At 28.4% G+C, this 22,654-nt stretch carries 23 protein-coding genes and 1 pseudogene; 2 read left to right on the forward strand and 22 right to left on the reverse strand.

The annotated features are described in order from the left end of the window. Together OW763_RS12735 and OW763_RS12740 are read right to left on the reverse strand one after the other, a co-directional pair. Nucleotides 1-157, reverse strand: a pseudogene (locus tag OW763_RS12735) (methionine gamma-lyase); the annotation flags it as partial. 265 nt (nucleotides 158-422) lie between these two features. Beyond that, nucleotides 423-1,994 (reverse strand): sigma 54-interacting transcriptional regulator, encoded by a 1,572-nt coding sequence (locus OW763_RS12740; RefSeq protein ID WP_268041529.1) that lies wholly within the window; start codon nucleotides 1,992-1,994, stop codon nucleotides 423-425. Nucleotides 1,995-2,295: 301 nt separating this feature from the next. Between OW763_RS12740 and OW763_RS12745 the strand changes: the two genes are divergently transcribed. After that, nucleotides 2,296-2,874, forward strand: coding sequence for a GDSL-type esterase/lipase family protein (locus OW763_RS12745; RefSeq protein ID WP_268041530.1), 579 nt, complete (start codon nucleotides 2,296-2,298; stop codon nucleotides 2,872-2,874). Nucleotides 2,875-3,012: 138 nt separating this feature from the next. On the opposite strand, the gene OW763_RS12750 is transcribed toward OW763_RS12745, so the two are convergent. From OW763_RS12750 to OW763_RS12790, 9 genes are all read right to left on the reverse strand, one after another. Next, complete coding sequence (locus OW763_RS12750; protein ID WP_268041531.1) at nucleotides 3,013-3,294, reverse strand: DUF503 domain-containing protein; 282 nt, start codon at nucleotides 3,292-3,294, stop codon at nucleotides 3,013-3,015. Nucleotides 3,295-3,539: 245 nt separating this feature from the next. Next, nucleotides 3,540-5,141, reverse strand: a complete 1,602-nt coding sequence (locus tag OW763_RS12755; RefSeq protein ID WP_268041532.1) for a DEAD/DEAH box helicase — start codon at nucleotides 5,139-5,141, stop codon at nucleotides 3,540-3,542. Between the two features lie 175 nt (nucleotides 5,142-5,316). Then, entirely contained in the window at nucleotides 5,317-7,059 is a 1,743-nt protein-coding gene (locus tag OW763_RS16925; protein WP_268041533.1) for a methyl-accepting chemotaxis protein, read from the reverse strand. Between the two features lie 114 nt (nucleotides 7,060-7,173). Then, on the reverse strand, nucleotides 7,174-7,743 hold the full coding sequence (locus tag OW763_RS12765) for a hypothetical protein (RefSeq protein ID WP_268041534.1): 570 nt from the start codon (nucleotides 7,741-7,743) through the stop codon (nucleotides 7,174-7,176). A 192-nt stretch (nucleotides 7,744-7,935) separates the two neighbouring features. Then, complete coding sequence (locus OW763_RS12770) at nucleotides 7,936-8,154, reverse strand: helix-turn-helix domain-containing protein (RefSeq protein WP_268041535.1); 219 nt, start codon at nucleotides 8,152-8,154, stop codon at nucleotides 7,936-7,938. A gap of 177 nt (nucleotides 8,155-8,331) precedes the next feature. Beyond that, entirely contained in the window at nucleotides 8,332-9,186 is an 855-nt protein-coding gene (speB, locus tag OW763_RS12775) for an agmatinase (protein WP_268041536.1), read from the reverse strand. Next, entirely contained in the window at nucleotides 9,173-10,027 is an 855-nt protein-coding gene (gene speE / locus OW763_RS12780; RefSeq protein ID WP_268041537.1) for a polyamine aminopropyltransferase, read from the reverse strand. Before speE ends, speB begins: the two co-directional genes overlap by 14 nt. A gap of 53 nt (nucleotides 10,028-10,080) precedes the next feature. Then, nucleotides 10,081-11,535 carry an aminotransferase class I/II-fold pyridoxal phosphate-dependent enzyme gene (locus tag OW763_RS12785; protein WP_336296897.1) on the reverse strand — a complete coding sequence of 485 codons (1,455 nt, stop codon included), beginning with the start codon at nucleotides 11,533-11,535 and terminating at the stop codon, nucleotides 10,081-10,083. A gap of 111 nt (nucleotides 11,536-11,646) precedes the next feature. Continuing rightward, on the reverse strand, nucleotides 11,647-12,309 hold the full coding sequence (locus OW763_RS12790) for an HD domain-containing protein (protein ID WP_268041539.1): 663 nt from the start codon (nucleotides 12,307-12,309) through the stop codon (nucleotides 11,647-11,649). A 171-nt stretch (nucleotides 12,310-12,480) separates the two neighbouring features. Between OW763_RS12790 and OW763_RS12795 the strand changes: the two genes are divergently transcribed. Beyond that, the gene (locus OW763_RS12795) at nucleotides 12,481-13,446 is read left to right on the forward strand and encodes an AEC family transporter (RefSeq protein ID WP_268041540.1); all 966 of its coding nucleotides are present in this window, start codon (nucleotides 12,481-12,483) and stop codon (nucleotides 13,444-13,446) included. A gap of 56 nt (nucleotides 13,447-13,502) precedes the next feature. Here OW763_RS12795 and OW763_RS12800 read toward each other — a convergent pair whose 3' ends face one another. The 11 genes from OW763_RS12800 to OW763_RS12850 all read right to left on the reverse strand — a co-directional run bounded on the left by OW763_RS12800 (nucleotide 13,503) and on the right by OW763_RS12850 (nucleotide 22,648). Continuing rightward, nucleotides 13,503-15,515 (reverse strand): complex I subunit 5 family protein, encoded by a 2,013-nt coding sequence (locus OW763_RS12800; RefSeq protein WP_268041697.1) that lies wholly within the window; start codon nucleotides 15,513-15,515, stop codon nucleotides 13,503-13,505. A 20-nt stretch (nucleotides 15,516-15,535) separates the two neighbouring features. After that, on the reverse strand, nucleotides 15,536-15,706 hold the full coding sequence (locus tag OW763_RS12805; protein ID WP_268041541.1) for a hypothetical protein: 171 nt from the start codon (nucleotides 15,704-15,706) through the stop codon (nucleotides 15,536-15,538). Nucleotides 15,707-15,769: 63 nt separating this feature from the next. Continuing rightward, nucleotides 15,770-17,785 carry a complex I subunit 5 family protein gene (locus tag OW763_RS12810; protein ID WP_268041542.1) on the reverse strand — a complete coding sequence of 672 codons (2,016 nt, stop codon included), beginning with the start codon at nucleotides 17,783-17,785 and terminating at the stop codon, nucleotides 15,770-15,772. Nucleotides 17,786-17,801: 16 nt separating this feature from the next. After that, the gene (locus OW763_RS12815) at nucleotides 17,802-19,262 is read right to left on the reverse strand and encodes a proton-conducting transporter transmembrane domain-containing protein (RefSeq protein ID WP_268041543.1); all 1,461 of its coding nucleotides are present in this window, start codon (nucleotides 19,260-19,262) and stop codon (nucleotides 17,802-17,804) included. A gap of 10 nt (nucleotides 19,263-19,272) precedes the next feature. After that, entirely contained in the window at nucleotides 19,273-20,745 is a 1,473-nt protein-coding gene (locus tag OW763_RS12820; protein ID WP_268041544.1) for a complex I subunit 5 family protein, read from the reverse strand. 1 nt (nucleotide 20,746) lies between these two features. Then, complete coding sequence (locus tag OW763_RS12825; RefSeq protein WP_268041545.1) at nucleotides 20,747-21,112, reverse strand: sodium:proton antiporter; 366 nt, start codon at nucleotides 21,110-21,112, stop codon at nucleotides 20,747-20,749. 2 nt (nucleotides 21,113-21,114) lie between these two features. Continuing rightward, the gene (locus OW763_RS12830; protein WP_268041546.1) at nucleotides 21,115-21,534 is read right to left on the reverse strand and encodes an MnhB domain-containing protein; all 420 of its coding nucleotides are present in this window, start codon (nucleotides 21,532-21,534) and stop codon (nucleotides 21,115-21,117) included. Nucleotides 21,535-21,554: 20 nt separating this feature from the next. After that, the gene (mbhE, locus tag OW763_RS12835) at nucleotides 21,555-21,839 is read right to left on the reverse strand and encodes a hydrogen gas-evolving membrane-bound hydrogenase subunit E (RefSeq protein WP_268041547.1); all 285 of its coding nucleotides are present in this window, start codon (nucleotides 21,837-21,839) and stop codon (nucleotides 21,555-21,557) included. Continuing rightward, nucleotides 21,836-22,075: a hydrogenase subunit MbhD domain-containing protein gene (locus tag OW763_RS12840; protein WP_268041548.1), complete on the reverse strand. Its 240-nt coding sequence runs from the start codon at nucleotides 22,073-22,075 to the stop codon at nucleotides 21,836-21,838. The genes mbhE and OW763_RS12840 overlap by 4 nt, the downstream gene beginning before the upstream one ends. Beyond that, a complete protein-coding gene (mnhG, locus tag OW763_RS12845) occupies nucleotides 22,062-22,382 on the reverse strand; it encodes a monovalent cation/H(+) antiporter subunit G (protein ID WP_268041549.1) in 321 nt (106 codons plus the stop codon). The genes OW763_RS12840 and mnhG overlap by 14 nt, the downstream gene beginning before the upstream one ends. Beyond that, the gene (locus OW763_RS12850) at nucleotides 22,379-22,648 is read right to left on the reverse strand and encodes an MrpF/PhaF family protein (protein ID WP_268041550.1); all 270 of its coding nucleotides are present in this window, start codon (nucleotides 22,646-22,648) and stop codon (nucleotides 22,379-22,381) included. The genes mnhG and OW763_RS12850 overlap by 4 nt, the downstream gene beginning before the upstream one ends. Between the last annotated feature and the right edge of the window lie 6 nt (nucleotides 22,649-22,654).

Raw genomic sequence — 22,654 nt, forward strand, 5'->3', positions numbered from 1 at the left:
CTGCAAATCTTCTTCCACCTTGTTCTGCTGAATCAAATATAAATGTAGATGTTTGGAATATTGGAGTAGCTAATGATCCAAATTGCTTGTCTCCTGCATGTCCTCCGTGTATAGCTTGTGTTGCAACACCCATTTTTGCCATATGTTCTTTATTCATTTATATTGCCTCCTTAAAATTTATTCATAATATAATTCATCACTATATTAGGTAGCAAGTAATATGCCAATTTTTTTATATATATTCGTTCGTAAAACAAAAAAATTCAATATTATTTTTTAATCTTTATGTATAGCTAATAAAACTATTAATTTTACTGATAAATTAATTTGATAATTACACAATATATGTCTTTATATGAATTTTTTAAATGTTTTCAACCACATTTTGACGATTTATGTAAACTTTTTTTTACACCTGTAAATTATTCTTTCCACTTTATATTGTATTTCTTAATTTTATTTATTATAGTAGTATGAGAAACTCCTAGTGCTTTAGCTACCTTTCTACAACTTTTATACTTTTCCAAACCATTTATTATCGCTTCTTTTTCATGTATTTCAACAATTTCTTTTAATTTTAGCTCTTTTGGAGGTTCATAATTGTTACTCTTAACTTTAGATTTATGTTCAAAATTTATAATTAAATTATCTAGTATTAAAATACGCCCTTCACATAAATTCATAGCTCTCTCTACAACATTCTGAAGTTCTCTAATATTCCCTGGCCAATCATAGTTCATAAGTTCCTTAATAAACTGTAAATTTGCACCAGAGATATTTTTGTTAGTTGTTTTATTTAACTTATTTATAAAAAATGATACCAAAGCAGTAATATCTTCTAATCGTTCTTTTAATGGTGGAATATATATAGGTATTACATTTAATCTGTAATATAAATCTTCTCTAAATTCACCGTCTCTAATCATTTTTTCTAAATTTCTATTTGTAGCAGCTATTATTCTAACATCAACTTTTTCTTCTTTTGTACTACCAATTTTTCTAATAACCCCTTCTTGCAAAACTCTTAAAAGTTTTGCCTGCAAAACTATAGAAAGTTCCCCTATTTCATCTAAAAATAGAGTTCCTTCATTAGCCTCTTTAAAAAGTCCATCCTTTCCGGTATTACTAGCCCCAGTAAAACTTCCTTTTTCATAACCAAATAGCTCACTCTCAATTAAATTATCCGGAAGAGCTGCACAGTTTATAGTAACAAACTTTTTATTCTTTCTATTGCTTAAACTTTGAATAGCTCTTGCAAACACTTCTTTACCAGTACCACTATCTCCTCTTAAAAGTATTGTTGAATTACTTTTAGCAACAGCCGTAGACATTTTTTTTACTTTTTCTATAGCAGGACTATTACCAATAATTCCACTAAAAGCACCTTCTTCAGTAGAAGAAACAACATTTGCAAGTTCTATAGCCTTTTTAATATCTCTTATTGAAGCAACTGCTCCAATAGTATGACCATTATCATCATTTATCGGTCTTCCAGTAGTTAAATAATGACTTTCTCCTCTACTATTTTTTAAGTATACTTCAATGTTGTCGTATTTTTCCCCAGTTTTCATCAAAGTAATCATTGGTGAATCTGATTTTAAAAGTTTTTTCACATTTTCACCTAATACTTCTTCTCGTTTACAATGAAACATTTCCTCACAGTAACTATTAAATATTTCTATTTCTAGATTTTTATTTACAGCTAATATTCCCTCATCTACAGAATCAATAAAAGCAAGAGTTTTTCTTTCATTTTTTTCATATTCTAAAAGTCCAACTTCTCTAATATCAATAACACCATCTAACCGTTTTATATTCGCTATTAATTGTTCCTTTTTATCATTATCTACTTGTTCAATTTTAACTATTGTTTTTGCAAAAAATACTTCCAATGAGTCAATATCTATCTTATACTTACAAATTTCATTTAATATCTGTAATGCCATACCTACTTTATTTATTGTAGTTACTTCAAACCTAATCCATTCTTTCATACTTTCCCTCACTTATAATAATAATTTAATTTGAAATAGCTTAACTGAAAATTTGACATTAACCATATAATTATGTTATTTACTTATTTATATGCTACTCTAAAAAACATATTATATCAAGTAAAGACTTATTATCCTACATTAACACCAATCAAATTTTAAAATAATATATAATCATAAATTTTCAGACTTTAAAGTTTCATATAACTATAATTAAAAAAACATTTTACTAACACAAAGCTTTAATTAAGTTAATTTTTAATATAACAAAACTATATATTAAAATTGGAGGATTTTTTTAATGAAAATTGTATGTATAGGAGATAGTTTAACTTTTGGATATGGAGTTAATAAAAATTATCGTTGGACTACATTAATAAATAACAGTTTAAATAATGTAGAGCTAATAAACAAAGGGGCAAATGGTGATTCTACTGCTGGAATGCTTATGAGATTTCATACTGAGGTTGTTTTAAACGCTCCATCTAATGTTATTATAATGGGAGGAACTAATGATTTTCTTATAAACTCTTGTTTAAATAATGTAAAGGAAAACATTAAATTAATGATTAAAGAAGCAACTACCTATAATATACAACCTATTATAGGTATACAAATACCTATCAAGCCAGACATAGCAAAACAACTTTGGGTTTCCAATATTAATTATTCATTAATAAATGAAAAACTTAAAGAGTACAGAGCCTGGGTAATAAATTTTTCAAAAGAAAACAATATACAATATATAGATTTTTATAGTGCATTTATATATAGTGAAAATACAGCAGATCTTTATGTAGATGGAATCCATCCAACTTCTGTGGGTCATACACTAATGGCTGAAATTTTACTTAAAGTTTTAAATAAAATTAGGAACTAAAAATATTATAGTATATACTTTTCTATTGATACAATTAGAAATTATAACGAATATTAAAATAATGAAAGTCTAAATACAAAACTGTATTTAGACTTTCATTATTTTAAATTAAATCTTATATATATCATTTGAACTTTTTCATAAGATTTCTATATCAACTTTTTCTACAAATGCTTCTGTATTTGTTTCAACATATTCTATTACATTTTGTATAATACTATTAGCTTGTCTAGTAGAATTACTTACACAACCAACTCCTATTACAATTGATTGATGATAATCTTGATTTTCAACTTCTGCAATAGATACATTAAATCTATGTTTAACCTTAGCTATAATACTTTTTACAACCATCCTTTTTTCTTTGAGTGAATGAACCCAATTTGCATATAAATAAATTTTTGCAGTTCCGACAATCATAATTCACCACTCCTAATAATCTAATATACTATTATATTATTAATATATTTGATATTTATACATATGTTTTTTATGTATACTTCAAATAGTAAAATTAAGTTTGGATAATGATTTCTTATATATAAGTTGTCTAAAATTATATGATTATAATTACAGAAGGATAAAAGTTAATATATTTTAAGTTTTGCCAAAACATCCTTTATTGTCAGTAATATAGAACTTCACTTTTAAATTTTATGATTATATTATTTTGAATTAGCTGGCTCTATATTGATTTTTTTACCTTTTATAGTATTATTTTTCATTATATTTAATACTTCTCTTGCATTTTCCTTAGGAACTTCTACAAAAGTATATTTATCATAAATATCAATTTTTCCAATAACCTTACCTGCAATACCCGTTTCACCAGCTATAGCTCCAATAACATCTTTAGCTCGTATTTTGTTAATACGACCTGCATTTATAAACAATCTAACCATACCTGTTTCCGCACCAGTTGTTCCTGTATCAAATTCACTAAAATCATCTCTTAAATCTACTACTTCTTCTTTTTTTTGTTCCCCCATAGACATTTTTAATAGTGCTGCTGCTATATCTACAGAAGTAAAATCTTCATCAAGTAAATTTTCTACAAAATCTATATATTTACCTAAGTGTCCTTCTTCTATAACATTCTTTATTTTTTCAAGAAATACATTTATCTTAATTGCTTCCACATCACTAGCTGAAGGAATCTCCGCTCTTCTAATTTTTGTTTTTGCATATCTTTCTATATCTTTTAATTTACGACTTTCTCTTCCCCATATAAATGTATAAGAAGTTCCTGTTCTACCTGCTCTACCTGTTCTACCAATTCTATGAACATAATATTCCTCATCTTGAGGCACATCATAATTAAATACAACTTCAACATCTTCTACATCTATTCCTCTTGCAGCTACATCTGTGGCTACTAAGATTTCTACAATACCACTTCTAAATTTGCCCATAACTCTATCTCTTTGATGTTGCTTTAAATCTCCATGAAGTGCATCTGCAAAATACCCTCTAGATTGAAGTTGTGCTGTTATCTCATCAACACGTCTTTTAGTATTACAAAATATTATTGATAGCTTTGGATTACGTATATCTATTAATCTTGATAATACCTCAAGTTTATCCTTTTCTTTTACTTCTAAGTATTTTTGTTCAATATTAGGAACTGTTAATTGTTTATGACCTATCTTAACTATTTTAGGATTTTTCTGATATTTCTTTGTTAAATCTAAAATTGCTTTAGGCATTGTAGCTGAAAATAAAAGAGTCTGTCTATCTTTAGGCATATCTTTAATTATAGTTTCAATATCCTCTCTAAATCCCATATCAAGCATTTCATCAGCTTCATCTAAAGTTACCATTTTAACATTTTCTATTTTTAAAGTTTTACGGCGTATATGATCTAAAACACGTCCAGGAGTTCCTATAACCATTTGTACTCCTCTTTTTAGCGCCTTAATTTGACGATCAATCGATTGTCCTCCATAAACTGCCAAAACTTTTGTATCTTCTTTATATTTTGAAATTTTATTTACTTCCTCTGCTGCTTGAATTGCTAGTTCTCTTGTTGGGCATAAAACTAAAACCTGTAGTTCTTTACTTGAATAGTCTATCATTTCTAACGCTGGAATACCAAAAGCTGCTGTTTTTCCTGTTCCTGTTTGTGCCTGACCTACTATGTCTTTTCCTTCTAATACAAAGGGAATAGCTTGTTGTTGAATTGGAGATGGTTCTTCAAATCCCATATCCTTAATTGCTTTTTTTATTTCTTCTGATATTGGCAAATCTTCAAATCTTATTTTTTCCATAGTTCCTTCCTTCCAAATCTTGATTTTTCATACATTCCAAATCTTAATTTTTTTTATATATTTAAATATTTATTCTTCATATCCTTAACTTAACCATTATATATGTATTACATACATTATGCAATATTATATTTTAAAATTAAATTCTAACTTTTTAATTGAATTTTTAAACCTTTTAACTTAATTTTAATTTTGAAAGCTTTTCTATTAAGTTTGTTGAAATATCATTAAGTTCATTTGACATTTCTTTTAAATTTTCAATAGTTTGTACTTGGCCATCAATGCTTGCTGCTACTTCTTCTATAGAAGAAGTATTTTCTTCAGAAATACTAGCTAAACTTTCTATTTCTTCAGTAATCATTTCAGTATTAGCTGACATTTCTTCGGTAGCAGAAGATACTTCTTCAATTCTATTTGAAACATGATTTACAGACTTAGCTATTTCCTCAAATTTTTCTGTAACTTCACCTACAAATTTATTTTGCTCTAAAGTTTTTTGTGCTACATGTTCCATAGAATCCCCTGCATTTTCAATTCCATTTTGTACTTCTTGAATAAGTATAGAAATTTCTTTTGTTGATTTAGCAGATTCTTCTGCAAGTTTTCTTACTTCTTCTGCAACTACAGCAAACCCTTTCCCTTGTTCCCCAGCTCTTGCAGCTTCAATGGATGCATTTAATGCTAATAAGTTTGTCTGAGAAGCTATTGAAGATATAGCATCAATAATACTATTTATTTCATTTGATTTTTCAACTAAATTATCAACTAACTTTGATGTTTTATCTACAACTGATATAATTTCATTTGAATGAGATTCCAACTCATTCATTACTTTATTTCCTTTAACAGTATTTTCATTAGTTTTTACAGATTGTTCAGTTACTAATTGAGAATTTTCAGCAACTTGTGCTACTGCATCATTTACCTGGTGAACTTTATCTGAAGCATTTGAAATTTTTTCCGTTTGCTCAGTAATCCTTGTTGTCATATCATTAGTAGCCATATTCATTTGTTGAAATTCCAATACTGTATTGCTAAATACATTATTCAATTTCTCAGCGCTTTTATGAAAATTTTGTGATGCATTTCTAAATTTCAAAAACATATCTTGAAAAGTATCTAGCATTTTATTTGTATAATCCGCCAATTCACCTATTTCATCATTACTTTGGATTTCAATTCTTTGAGTTAAATCTCCTTCTAAATTAGCTATATCTCTCATCTTCTCCACTAACAATTCAACGGATTTTGTTTGCCTCTTAGTCATTCTACCAATAATAATTCTTACTATAATTAAAATTAATATAAAACTTACTAAGAATATCCCTGCAAATATGGACTCAGCTCTTACCATAGTTTCACCTTTTAAATTAATACATAACACTGCATTTATATTATCTTTAAGTCTTACAGGAATATACACACTTTTTGAAGTTAATCTACTCTTTATACTTCTTTTATTATTCTTAACTAATATTTTTTCATTTTTAAGCACTTTGTTTATTGTATCTACTTCTTCTTTATTGTTAAACGTATCACCAAATTGTGCACCACTTCCTTCTTTTTTTTGTATTACATATGTCCAATTTTTATTATCTGTTGACACTATTATGTACATATTATCAATCATATCTCTTGATTGTGAATAAACCTTTGTAAATACTTTATCTATTTGATTATATATTTCTTTATTATCTTTATTTTTTATAATCTCTGCATAATCTTTGCTTTTAAGTTCATCCACTATAGCCTCAGTAATAGCTGGTATTGATTTTTTCGCCATTTGTTCCATTAGATCATGAATAACTAACAACTGTCCAATACCTATAGTCAGTAAAATACAACTAACTAAAATCATAATGTTCTTTGTCCATTCTTTTCTCATTGTTGTTTTCTTTTTAACTTTTATCCTCCCCACACCTAACACTCCCTTATTGTTCCTATAATTCCATAACGTGTACCTAATTATAGCATATATTTCTATATAACTTTTTAAATTTTCCGTTAATTCAAAATTTCTATACATTTACTCTTATAACTTAAATCCTTGATTTTTTAAATATTGTACTAACATATTTTCATTTCCTAATTCAAATTTTTTAAGCATTTTTTCTGCTTCTTCTATCTTTTCCACTAATAATTTCTTAGGTTTTAGTTCTTTGGCCTTTTGTAGATGTTGTTTTACTAATTCAGTATCATTAATCGCCATACAAATAACAGCTAACTGAAAATAAATAATTGCTTCATCATTAGCTGTTCTTAGCCCATTTTTTAAAGCATTATTATAGCTTTTTACTGCTTCAGACAACTCACCTTCACCTGTTTGTACATAAGCTAAAATCATATAGTAATAACCTCTAAAAGATTTACTTAACCATTCAACTTTATATGTTTCATTTAATAGTTTTTTGGTTTTATTTATATCGTTTTTTTTCATGCTTCTAAAAGCTGCACTAATAGAAGCATACTTTATATCTGCTAAAATAATAAGTGTCGCTGCTACTATTAGCCACATTCCTCCTGTATTTATTTTAGTTATGAAAAAGAACATTCCAACTAAAGCATAAGTTGTTAATAAAATTATTCGAATCTTTCTATTCATTTTTTGCCTCCTATTCTTTTTACTTATAATATCCTTTTATTTTTAAAAATCACATAATTAAAAATTTAAAATACCTGTTTTATTATGAACAACACCTTGAATTTTCAATAAAATAAAAATCAGGTCATATAAAATTCATGACCTGATCTAATTTATATATTATATATATTTTTTCCTTAGTCATTAACATTTTTAGTTTACTACTAGTTCATCTATTTTGCATCTTAATATATCTGCAAGTACTACTATTTTATTAAAGCTTGGATTTGTTTTATCCCCTCTTTCTAATTCCTCTAAGTATGACTTAGAAATAGACGTTTCATACTTAGTGCTTTTAGTAAGTTTCTCTATATCTCGAGTCGTATACCCTAAATCCACCCTAAATTCTCTGATTTTCTTACCATTTAACATGTCAGGGACCCCCTTTAAAATATATAAAGTTTTACTAATTAAATTATAATATTTTTTCCTATAAAATAGTAGTGCTTTAATTAGAATTTAACAAAATTTTATAATTTAGTTTTTATTAAAATAAATTCATAATAAAAATAACGCAGATATAGAAAACCTATACTTGCGTTATTTTTATTATTTAGCCGTAGCCAGCACTAATTCTCTAAGCACCTTGCAGGCAACTGCATTTGAAACCCCACTATTATCATAATGTGGTGAAAGTTCAACGACATCAGTCCCTACTATATTTAAGTCTTTTATTGTTTTTATTGCTTCCATCATGTCATTAAAGAATATTCCCCCTGGTTCAGGAGTACCTGTTCCCGAGAAAATAGATGGATCTAAAATGTCTAAATCAATAGTTACATACACAGGTTTATCTCCAATTTCTTTAACCGCTTCTTTAAGCCCATCACAACAAAATTTAGTAAGCCTTGTATGTTGTTTTGCCCATTCAAATTCTTGTTTTTCTCCTGATCTTATACCAAATTGATATATTCTATTATCACCAACGAACTCCCATATTCTTTTTATAACCGATGCATGAGATAATTTTTCTCCCATATAATCATCTCTAAGATCTGTATGAGCATCAAAATGTAAAATATACAGCTCTTTATATTTATTATATACTGCTTCTACAGCTGGTAATGTGACCAAATGTTCTCCACCTATCATAACTGGAATTTTATTATCTTTAACTATATCTGCTGTAAATTCTTTAATATCAGTCAATACTTTTTCTGTATTACCAAATGGAAATTCTAAATCTCCTGCATCAAATATATTAATATCCTCTAAGTCTTTATCTAAATATGGACTATACGTCTCGAGTCCATAAGATTCATTTCGCATTACATTAGGAGCAAATCTAGTACCTGGTCTAAAAGAAGTCGTTCCATCAAACGGACTACCAAACACAACTATTTTAGACTCGTCATATTCATTATCAAACCCTATAAATGTAGAAACATTTTTAGCAAGTTGCATCTTCAAGCATCCCCTTAACATAAGTTGGTAATGCAAATGCTCCTACATGAATATCTGTATTGTAATACTTAGTTTTAATTCCTAGACTATTCCATCTATCTGTATCTAAATCTTTTATTGGGTCTAATTTCTTTGATGCAAAACCAAATAGCCAATGTCCTGATGGATAAGTTGGCATATGATATTGATAAGCTTTAGCTATTGGGAATATTTCTTTTATTTTAGTATGAGCTCTCTTCATTTCTCTAGCATCTCTATCATAATATGGACTTTCGTTTTGATTTATTAATATTCCATTTTCAGTTAATGCATCATAACAGTTTTTATAAAATTCTCTTGTAAATAGACCTTCTCCTGGTCCTATAGGGTCTGTTGAATCAACTATAATTAAATCATATTTATTTTCTTTTCCTTCTACAAATTTTATACCATCTTCAAAATATAAATAAACTCTTTTATCATCTAATTTACTTGCAGTTATAGGTAGAAACTGCTTAGAAGCTTTAACTACTAATTCATCTATTTCAACCATATCTATATGCTCAATAGTACTGTATCTTGTAAGCTCTCTTACAGTTCCTCCATCCCCAGCTCCAATAACTAAAACATTTTTTATATCAGGGTTAGTTGCCATAGCCACATGAGTAATCATGTCATGATAAATAAACTCATCTTTTTCTGTCACCATAACAAGCCCATCTATTGTTAACACTTTTCCAAATTCATATGTGTCAAGTACATCTACTTGCTGAAAAGAACTTTTTTCAGAAAAAAGATGTTCCTTTACTTTCATTGAAAATCTAACATTTTCTGTATGCTCTTCTGTATACCATAATTCCATGTTTATTCCTCCATTCTTATTGAAAATCAAACCATATTAATTCTCTTTAATAATTACACTCCTAAAACTTTAATATGCTCTACATATGGATCCTCTGTGTCAGTCAGCATACTATGCTGACTTTTCAAAAATTTTATATAATTTATAATTTCCTTACTTATTTTTTCCCCTGGAGTAACTATTGGAATGCCTGGTGGATATGCCATTATAGATTCTCCACTTATTTCTCCTACTGACTCATCTAAATCTATAATTCTCTTTCTTGCATAAAATGCATTTCTTGGAGATACAATAATTTCTGGATTTTCTAAAGTTACATTACCAAAATTCATTTTACTACCTCTATATTTTAGGCTAATATCCTTTAGTGCATCTATAAGTACACTAAGAGATTTCTCACTATCTCCTACACTTACAATAGCAAGTATATTATATACATCTCCAAGTTCAACTTGAATATGATATTCATCCCTAAGAATATCATATGCTTTAAATCCAGTAATTCCAAGACCTGTTACATTAACTCCTAATTTAGTTTCATCAAAATCGAAGACACCTGGATTTCCAACTAATTCTTTTCCAAAAGCATATAATCCATTAATTTTGTTTATTTCACATCTAGCCTCTCTTGTAGTATCTAATATTTTAGAAAACATTTTATAGCCTTTAGTAGCTAACATTTTTCTGGCTATATCCAAACTTCCCATTAATAGATATGATGCACTAGTTGTTTGTGTTAGATTTAATACTGTTTTAACTGTATTTCTATCAATTAATCCTTCATTCAACAACAAAACTGAACTTTGAGTTAATGAGCCTCCAGTCTTATGTAAACTGACTGCCGCCATATCAGCTCCTAATTCCATCGCTTCTTGTGGAAATTCATTATGAAAGCTAAAATGTGCCCCATGTGCTTCATCAACCAAAACAGTTATTCCATATCTATGAGCTAATTTAATTATTTCTTTTATATTGGATACAGCACCATAATATGTTGGATTAATTAAAAATACGGCTTTGGCATCTGTATTTTCGGCTATAGCTTTTTTCATATTCTCTACAGATACTCCCATAGCTATTCCAAGCCTATCGTTAATTTCAGGCTGCACATAAACAGGTACAGCTCCACTTAATATAAGTCCATTTATAGCTGATTTATGAGCATTCCTAGGCATTATGATTTTATCGCCTGTACTGCACGCACTCATAATCATAGCCTGAACACCTGATGATGTTCCATTTACTAAAAAAAAAGCATAGTCTGATGAATAAGCTCCAGCCATTAATTCCTCTGATTCTTTTATCACACCAATAGGATTACTTATATTATCAAGACACTTCATAGAGTTAACATCTATTTCTAAAGCTTTACTTCCAATAAATTCTGTAAGTTCTGGTATTCCTACTCCGTGCTTATGTCCTGGTACATCAAAAGGAACAATATTTTTCTTATTATATTCTTTTAAAGCATCAAATAATGGAGTTCTATTTTGATTAACTATCATCATTAACCACCTTTTCTTAAAAATATATGACTGCAAAATATGATACAACACATCTTATATTATGCACATATCCATTTAATGCATTATTTGCCTATAATCTGGGCCTAAATCTTCTCAATACTTTTCATCAACATATTCTCTATTATTTCTACTCACATATTCTTCACATTTATGTAAAAACTCCTTTATGTTATTTTGTTCCTCAACATATTTATCCATTGTCATATTTCCACGTCCCAATCTATCACATAAAGACAAAAGCGCAACTTCACTAACTGAAACCTCTTTTACCATTTCACCTATATTAGCAAAAGGTAAGTCTTTTACAACAAACAAAATTTGCATATGCCACCTTACTAAGAATGATACTTTATTTATAAACTCATCTTCATCAGTAAGTTCTTTTAAAAAATTCACAGATAAAATTTTTCCTTTCTTATCATGATCATAAGATGTTATTCTGCCTTTTCTAATCTTCGTAGTAGGTGCTTTCCCTAAATCATGTAATAATGCAGCCCACATAAATACTCGTGGTTGTTCACTTAAAACTTTTTTTTCAGAAGCAATATCTACAACCATCATTGTATGATTCCAAACATTTCCTTCTGGATGATGTTTTGTTGATTGAGGAGTATCTATTAAATCACTTAACAAATTAAAAGGGTATATTTTAGGAAATTGGTCTTCTTTTATTAGCTTATTAAAATACTCTGATGGATTTTTATCTTTCATCAAATGTTCATTAAACTCATAAAACAACTGTTTCTTGTATTCCATATTCATTGTTACCTCCTAACATCTGTAAATTTAAAATATTAGACCTGTGTACTATGTTATTTTGTGATTAATTTTTAAAATTTATTATATATCTTTTAAATAGACAACCTTAAAAATACTTGATAATATAGAATGAATACCATGTATTATAAACTAGGAGGATTGAGTTATATGCAAATATTTTCTTATATTTTAATTCATAATATAGTACCTATATTTTTCCTAATAATTTTAGGATATTTAATAGATAAAAAATTTGCTTTAAATATTTTTACACTAAGCAAACTAAATTTCTATATTTTTGTACCTGTATTTGCTTTTATGCAGCTTTATACAACTAAAATTCCTGGGGAAATGTTAAAAGTTACTGTATTTGCACTTTTACTAATATTAATAAATTATATAATCAGCACATTAATTGCTAATTTACTAAAATATGATATTAGTTTGAAAAATGCTTTTAAAAACTCAATTATGTTTTATAATTCTGGTAATATCGGAATTCCTCTTATAACTTTAGTCTTCAGCAGCACTCCATTTATTATAAACGGTGAAACTCCCTACCTTAACTTAGCTTTAACCACTCAAATAGTAATTTTAGTAACGCAAAGTATTTTTACAAACACTGTAGGTTTTTTTAACGCTGGACAAGGAACAATGCATTGGATAGATTCAATTAAAAGTATCTTTAAAATGCCTACCATATATGCTATTCCACTTGCAATTATTTTAAAAACTTTCCCATATAATATGCAAGAAAATCCTATATGGCCTGCTTTAACTTACATTAAAGATGGAATGGTTCCTATTGCACTTTTAACACTAGGTATTCAATTATCTAAAACTCAATTTAACTTTAAAAATTCACATGTATATCTTTCTAACATGTTAAGATTAGTAGGAGGTCCAATTCTTGCATATATTTTAATTAGCCTTCTAAATATTAATGGAATAATGGCTCAAGCACTATTAATTTCAGCTTCTGTTCCTACAGCTGTTAATACTGCTTTAATTGCTGTAGAATTCAACAACAAACCTGATTTCGCATCTCAAGCAGTTATGACTTCTACACTATTCAGTACAATCACCTTAGTTTTTGTAGTTTATATTTCCAGAATTTTATTTCCAATAGCTTAGATTATATATAAAGGGCCTCCTTTAATAGGAGACCCTTATCTAATAATATATATTTTTTAGTTAATCATAACAAACAAACATATTACAAGAACAATTCCAAAAATAAATATAGAATATGTTATACTACTAGCCATTTCAATTAGTTGACCAACTTGATCCTTTATACTTCTCATTCCTTGGCTACTGCTTTCGGATACATTTTCATCATAATTTTTCTTATCAAATTTAGCTACCACAGCTAATACATCTGTAAATTTACCTACAATAGATTTTTGGCAATCTACTTCAACTCTGCTTAATTCTCTCAATGCATTATTAAAGAATTCAACTGTTTTAACTAAACCTACATCAATAATGTTTAATATCACCGAACTAATATAAAATACTGATTTACCTACTGGTATATATATTCTTTTTTCTAAACTAAACCAATTTAATGCAGAATTTTCATACCACCAGTTCATTCCACTTCCTTTTCTTAAATATCTTCTTACAACTCCAATATACATTAAAACCCCAAGCGAAATTGTAAATAATGAAGATTTAATATTTTTAAACGAATAAAAATCAGTTTCTATATGATGAAATTCTCCAAAAGGTTTCAATGCTCCATCAAATATATTCAAAAACATATTTGGTTTAATACCAATATAAATTATAGCTAAAGATAATATCGCCATTGGTAAAATCGCTTTTTTAGTAATTTTCATTTTTTCATTTTTAATATCATGATTACTTTCTTCTATGAAAACAGCAAAGAATATTTTCAATAGATAAGCAATTGTAAAACTGCTACTTACAGTAAATATAACTTCTGCAATAGTAAACCATATGCCCCCATATATATGATGTGCTTCACTCAACGCTTCATGTAATAATGTTTTACTTGCAAACCCATTAAATCCTGGCATTCCAATTATTGCACATAAGCCTATAAAAAACACAAGCTTTAATGCCTTTTTATTTCTTCCAAAGCCCCCAATTTTATTTATACTAAGTTCATGCAATACCATATAAATAACTCCTGCTACCATAAATAACAATGTTTTGAAAATTGCATGATTAGCTATATGATACAATGTTCCATAAATAGCTATTGCTTTGTGTCCTTTTAGTATTCCCATAAGACCTATACCAACAAGAATATATCCAACCTGACTCATACTGCTATAAGCAAGAATTCGTTTTATATTCCTTTGATATATAGCTAATAATCCACCTATAAACATATTGATAAATCCTAAAATCATAATTGCAGTAGAAACAATTAAATCTCCGTTCATTATCATTTGTGCTGTAATCAAAATTCCAAATATACCTGTTTTTACGAGTATACCAGATAAAATTGCACTTGCAGGAGCAGGAGCAGCCGGATGTGCTTTAGGTAACCATATATGAAAAGGAACCATACCTGCTTTTACTCCAAACCCCGCTATAATAAACATGCTTATTAAATATTTTATATTTCCTATATTCTGTACAGCTACTTGTAATTTTGAAATTTCTAATGTATTAGTATATTCATATAAAAGAAACAATCCCATAAGAAGAATTAAACTTCCGCCAACTGCCATTGATATATATGTTTGCCCAGCTTCATGAGAATAATCATCCTCATCATGAATAACCAACACATATGATGCTAAAGACATAATTTCAAAGAAAGTAAATAGATTTAATAAGTTTTCTGATATAAAAATACCAATTGTACTTGATAATGTAATCATAAAGAACAAGTAGTATCTATTTCTATTCTTATAACTTGTTAAATACTGAGTAGAATAAATCGTTGTCAAAAACCATACAAACGTAGTAACCCAAACAAAAATATATCTAAAAATATCTAATTTTAAATAAAGTCCTACTCCCATAATATCTGGAATCCATATCTGAATTGTTTGCACTGCAACATACTTATATAAAAGCGTTACAATTCCCAGAACACTTCCAGTCATTATAATATTAAAAATATCTCTATATTTTTCACTCTTTATCCCCAAAACAAATCCTATAAAAGCTCCTATCAGCGGAAAAACTAAAATAAATAATAATAAATTTTTTGGATTCATCACAATAACGCCCCCTTCTTTTATAATAAATCTACAGCAATTTCTTTTATCTCACTAATTTCTGTTTTATGTGTGGTGTACATAATAGTTCCTACACAGAAGTATAGGGTTATTTTTATAACTGCATGGTTAATTAAATGCAGAAATCCTCCAACCAAAGCGTTTTTATTTAAAAGTATTATTTCTAACATTATAATCCCATCATATATGGTACTTTATTACTTTAACTTATAAATAATTTAATTTTACATATTTTAGTTAATCATAACAAACAAACATATTACAAGAACAATTCCAAAAGTAAATATAGAATAAGTTATACTATTCGCCATTTGACTTAATTGACCAACTTCATCCTTTATACTTCTCATTTCTTCACTACTGTTTTCGGATACATCTTCATCATAATTTTTCTCATCAAATTTAGCTATCACAGCTAACACATCTGTAAATTTACCTACAATAGATTTTTGGCAATCCACTTCAACTCTACTTAATTCTCTCAATGCATTATTAAAGGATTCAAATATTTTAACTAACCCTACATCAATAACATTTAATATAACTGAACTAATATAAAATATTGCTTTTCCTACTGGTACATATATGTTTTTTTCTAATCCCAACCAATTTAATGCAGGATTTTCATACCACCAGTTTATTCCACTTCCTTTTCTTAAATATCTTCTAACAGCAAAAATGTATACTAAAACTCCAAGTAAAATTATGAGTATTGACGATTTGATATGTCCAACTGAATAAAAATTTGATTCTATATAATGAAATTCTCCAAAAGGTTTTAATGCTCCATCAAATATATGCAAAAATGCATCTGGTTTAATGCCAATATAAATTGTAGTTAACGATAATATTGCCATTGGTAGAATTGCTCTTTTAGTAATTTTTACTTTTTCATTTTTAATATTGTGATTACTTTTTTCTACAAAAACAGCAAAGAATATCTTTAACAAATAAGCAACCGTAAAACTGCTACTGATAGTAAATACTATTTCTGCAATAGAAAACCATATACCACCATATATATGATGTGCTTCACTTAAGGCTTCATGTAATAACGTTTTACTTGCAAAGCCATTAAATCCTGGCATTCCAATTATTGAACACAAACCAATAAACATCATAACCTTTAATATTTTTTTATGTCTTCCAAAACCGCCGATTTTATTTATACTAAGTTCATGTAAAACCGTATAAATAACTCCTGCTCCCATAAATAGCAATCCTTTAAAAATAGCATGGTTTACTACATGATATAAGGTTCCGTAAATAGCTATTGCTTTATGCTCTTTTAACATTCCAGCAAGCCCTATACCAACAATAATATATCCAATCTGGCTCATACTACTGTAAGCAAGAATTCGTTTTATATTTCTTTGACATATAGCCAATAATCCGCCTATAAACATGTTCATAAATCCAAGAACTATAATTACAGTAGAAACAATTAAATCTCCGCCCATTATTACTTCTGTTGTAATTAAAATTCCAAATATACCTGTCTTAGCAAGTATTGCAGACAAAATAATAGTGGCTGGAGTAGGGGCAGCTGGATACGCTTTTGGCAACCAAGTATGGAGTGGTACCATCCCCGCTTTCACTCCAAAGCCTGCTATAATAAGCGCACTTATTACATATTTTATATTTCCTATCCCCTGTACTGCTACTTGTAATTCTGAAATTTCTAATGTCTTAGTATAATCATATAGAAGGAATAATCCCATAAGAAGAATCAACCCACCAGCAACCGCCATTGATATATATGTTTGCCCAGCTTGTTGGGAATAATCATCCTCATCATTAATAATCAACACATATGATGCTAACGACATTATTTCAAAGAACGTAAATAAGTTTAATAAGTTTTCTGATATAAAAATACCTATTGTACTTGCTAAAGTAAGCATAAAAAACAAGTAATATCTATTTCTGTTTTTATAATTTATTAAATATTGAGTAGAATAAATTGTTGTTAAAAACCATATAAACGCAGTAATCCAAACGAAAATGTATCTGAACATATCTAATTTTAAATGAAGTCCTATTCCCATAATATCAGGAATCCATATCTGTATTGTTTGTACTGTAACATATTTATATAAGAATGTTACAATTCCAAAAATAATTCCAGTCATTATAATATTAAAAATATTTCTATGTTTTTCATTCTTTATTCCTAAAACAAATCCTATAAAAGCTCCTATCAACGGGAAAACTAAAATAAATAATAATAAATTCTTAGGATTGATCACAGTAACTCCCCCTCCTTTATAACAAATCTGCAACAATTTCTTGTATAAACTCAAGAACTGGATTTGGAAATAATCCTAATAAAACCGTTATCACAGTTATTGAAACTATGGGAACAAGCATCTTCATTGGTGCTTCCTCTATTTTAACCACTTCTTCCCCTTCTTCTTTTTTAAAAAATGCAACTGCTACAATTGGTAATAGATACAAAGCTGTTAATAATGCACTTAAAAGTAATATTGCTACAAAAAGTGCTTTTCCTTCTGCTAATCCCCCTAATGCTAAATACCACTTACTTACAAATCCATTTGTTGGTGGAATACCTATAAGCGATACAGATGCAATTGCAAAGCACCACATTGTAACTGGCATTTTTTTACCAATTCCCTTTATCTGACTAATTTCTGTTTTATGTGTGGTGTACATAATAGTCCCTACACAGAAAAACAGCGTTATTTTTATGACTGCATGATTAATTAAGTGCAAAAGACCGCCAACCAAAGCCTCTTCATTTAAAAGTATTATTCCTAACATTATATATCCTAATTGGCTAATTGTTGAATAAGCTAATCTCTTTTTCAAATTTTGTTGATTTAATGCTAAAAGTGATCCTAGTAATATAGTGATTCCAACCAAAATGCTCATATAAACATTTCCTTTTGTTGCTTTTACAGCGTCAGCTCCAAATACAAAGAAGTTCATTCTAATAAGTGCAAATACACCAGATTTCACAACTGCTACAGCATGCAGAAGTGAGCTAACAGGAGTAGGCGCAACCATAGCTGCTGGTAACCATGAATGAAATGGAACCAATGCAGCCTTCACTCCAAACCCTATAAACATAGCTATATAAATACCCAAACATAGCTTTATATTATCTTGATAAATTCCTGATAATATTCCACGAGGAACAAAATTAAGATTATTGGTAATACTAAATAATAACAGCATACCTAATAAAACAAGAGTTGCTCCACCAAAGGAATAAATAAGATATTTTTTCCCACTTTGAAGTGCCTGCTTAGTTCCACTATGAATAACTAAAGGAAAAGTTGCTAAAGTAAGAAATTCATAAAAAACATATAGTGTAATAAGATTTCCTGAAAACCCTATTCCCAACGTTATACCTAAAGTAAAAGTAAAAAATGCAAAAAATCTATTTTCTCCACCTTCATGTTTCATATATTCCATTGAATAGAAAGCAGTAAATATCCATAATATCGATACTAATAAAGAAAACAATACTCCTAATTTATCTATTTTTAAGTAAATATCTAAAAAGTTATTGAACTTCAATAAATGAATTTCTCCATATTTAACAGAATGAAAAACATATACTGTTAAAATAAAATTGAAAATAACTCCAGTACCAACAAACAAATTTCTTTCTTTATCTTTCTCAAATTTTGTTATAGCTATTATTGCCGCTAAAACAAACGGAAATACAATTGGAAGTACAATCATTACATTATTCAACATAAACTCTCCCCTATCCTAAGCCTAATTTTATTAATGATATTATCCATTTTGACGCAGCACCTACATAAATCATTGCCGCTATCAAAGCAATAACTGGAATTTCTTCTCTCAACGGCTTACTTTTTGACTTATAAACTTTATCTTTAAGATTTTCTTCACCAAAAAATCCATTTATAATAATAGGAAAGTAATATGCTACATTTAACAAACTACTTGCTAGTATAATTACAATTAAGCCCATTCTATTAATTTCTATGCTTGCTAGTGCTAAATACCATTTACTTATAAACCCTGGTAATATAGGTATCCCAACCATAGATAATGCTCCTAATGCAAAAAGCCCTAATGTAACTGGCATTTCTTTACCAATTCCTTTTAATTCTTTTAGCTTTTTGTAACCTGTTTTTTCAATCATAGAGCCAGCTGATAAGAACAATGCTGATTTAGTAACTGCATGACCTACCATATGAAAGATTGCCATTGTAAGTCCCAATTTTGTTCCCATTCCTATCCCTAAAAAAATATATCCTACCTGTGCCACACTTGAATAAGCTATTACTTTTTTTATATTCTTTTGGAATATAGCATATACAGAACCCATAATCATACCTATACTACCTAATATCATTATAATATCTAGTATGTGAAATTGCCTTATGATATCAATTCCAAAAACTCTATATAACACCTTAATTAAAAGTAAAATAAATGCTTTTAAAACTAAAGATGATAATATCGCACTTGATGGAGCTGGAGCACTTGCATGCGCATCTGGAAGCCATGTATGTAGGGGAAACATTGCACTTTTTACTCCTAATCCTACCGTGAATAACCCCAACGTAATTAATATAGCATTAGGATAATTACTATAACTTTTCATTAATTCCCCATGAATAAATCTCATGTTTAAATGTCCTGTCATTGAATATAAGAAAGCTATTCCCATAAGAACAAGTCCTGAACCCAAACAACTCATAATTAAATATTTTAAAGCTGCTTTTAAATTATCTCTTTTAGTCTTAATTACTACAATTCCACAAGAAGCAAGAGTACTTATTTCTATAAACACATAACTATTAAATATATCATTTGTATAAGTAATGCCTAATAAAGATCCCATTATAATATTAATCATTAAATAATATAACGGAATTTTATCTTCTTTTATTTCTTTATCAATACTGTAAATTGAATACCAAATAATCATCGCTGCTACAAAAGTAAATAAAACTCCCATTATAACTTCAATTATACCTATATGAAATTCAATTCCCCATGGCGCATCGAAATGACCTACTCTATATATATAGCTTCCATTATTTATAACATAATTCATGTTTATGATTGAAAGAATCATCGAACATATTATAGAAACAAAGCTTATTGCTTTTACAGTGCTTTTTTTATTTATTATTGGCATAACAAAAGAAGTTACAAACAAAATCAAGATTACCAATAACGGAAAACTCTTAATAATCAACACTCTACCTCTCCTTCATCATTTTAATAATTTCATCCAATTCAATAGTTCCATATGCTTCGTTTATCTTAATTGTTAATGCAAGCGCAAAAGCTGTTGTACTAACTGCAACTACAATACCTGTTAACATAAGCGATGTAGGAATTGGATTTATATATCCTTCAACACCTTTATAGCCATTGACGATAATGGGTGCTTCTCTTCCTTCTATATATCCTTTTGCAATGAAAAACAAAAATACTGCTGTATCCATAATATTCATGCCAATAATCTTTTTAATCAAATTATTATGTAACAGCAACATAGCAAATCCTATTCCAAACAGAATAACTGAAGCTACTTCATAATAATTTGTTATTAATCCTTCCATATCTATACTTCCCCTTCATTAAATAAGCTGTAAAAAACATACATTGTTATTGCTACAATAGCACCTACCAAAATATTTAATGGCAACAAAAATCCACCACTTAATATTTTTCCTGGTGTACCTAGTGGAGGTTGCGGCCAGTGCAAGTGACTTCCCCCTGAAACAAAACTATAACCTTTAAGCATTCCATATAACATTATTGAACTACAAATAAATATTATTAATTTTCTATATTCAAATTTTTCCTGAGCCTTATCTTTTCCATATGCAATTCTATACAGTATTAAACTAGCTCCGATAATAGTTCCTCCTGCAAAACCACCTCCTGGACTTAAATGTCCATGGAAAATAACATATATACCAAATATCTGTGTAAAAGGAATAACTATTTTGCTTATCTCTTTTAAAAGAGTATCTTTCATAAAATCACTCCTATTAGTATTTATTTAACTTTCTCTTTATCCTTTTTTAAGACAATCAGCACTGTAACCGCTGAGGTGAATAAAACACTTGCTTCAACAAAAGTATCAAAGGCACGATAGTCTAATATAACACCTGTTATAATATTAGTAGCTCCAGTATCTTTTACTGTATTTTCTATATAATATTGCGCTACCTCATTATTTGCTGGTGTATCTGGACTACCAAACTTAGGAAGTTCATTAACTCCTAGAAGTAAAATTAAAATTAAACTTAATGTAACTAAAAAAGCAACTATTTTTCTCATTTTTTTACCCCTTTAATTCTTTTTAATGTAAGTATGAATAAAACCGTGGTAATTCCTGCTCCCACAGCTGCCTCTGTAATTGCAACATCAGGAGCATTTAGCTGCTGCCATAAAATGGCCATTATCAAGCTATATACCATAAATACAATTACTGCTCCTAATAAGTTTCTTATAAAAGACACTGCTATAGAAGCCCCTATCAAAATCAAAAGCATAATAATACTAAATAACTTCATCTTTACTCACTCCAACATCAGATTTTTCTAAATTCTTAATTTTATATTCTGCTTTAGTAATTAAATGAGTAGCTGTAGGATTAGTAGTCCATAAAAAAACTATAATAATTAACATTTTTAAACTGACAATATTAAACCCATTATATATAATTAATGCTATTAAAGATAAAATTGCACCTAAAGTATCACATTTTGCTGCACCATGTGATCTTGTGAACAAATCCGGAAATCTTAATATTCCTATTGTTCCAACCATGAAAAAGAATAATCCACCACAAAGGAAAATTCCTGTTATAATCGTTTTCACTTATTTTTCCCTCCTGACTTCATGATAAAGTTAGATATAACAATGGAAGCAATAAAACTAATTAACGCATATACTATTGCCACATCAATGAAATACGTTTCATGTATTAAAAATGATACAATGAGAATTAGAATTATTGTTTTAGTTCCTATAACATTTATAGCTACAAGACGGTTGGCAGCACCCGGTCCTTTAATAGCTCTAAACAAACATAATATGATAGTTACTGCCAAAAACAAGGTGGCAAAAACTAATAATTTTGTCATAATACC

This window comes from Clostridium aestuarii, from assembly GCF_026735135.1.
GTDB classification, from domain to species: Bacteria; Bacillota; Clostridia; order Clostridiales; family Clostridiaceae; genus Clostridium_H; species Clostridium_H aestuarii.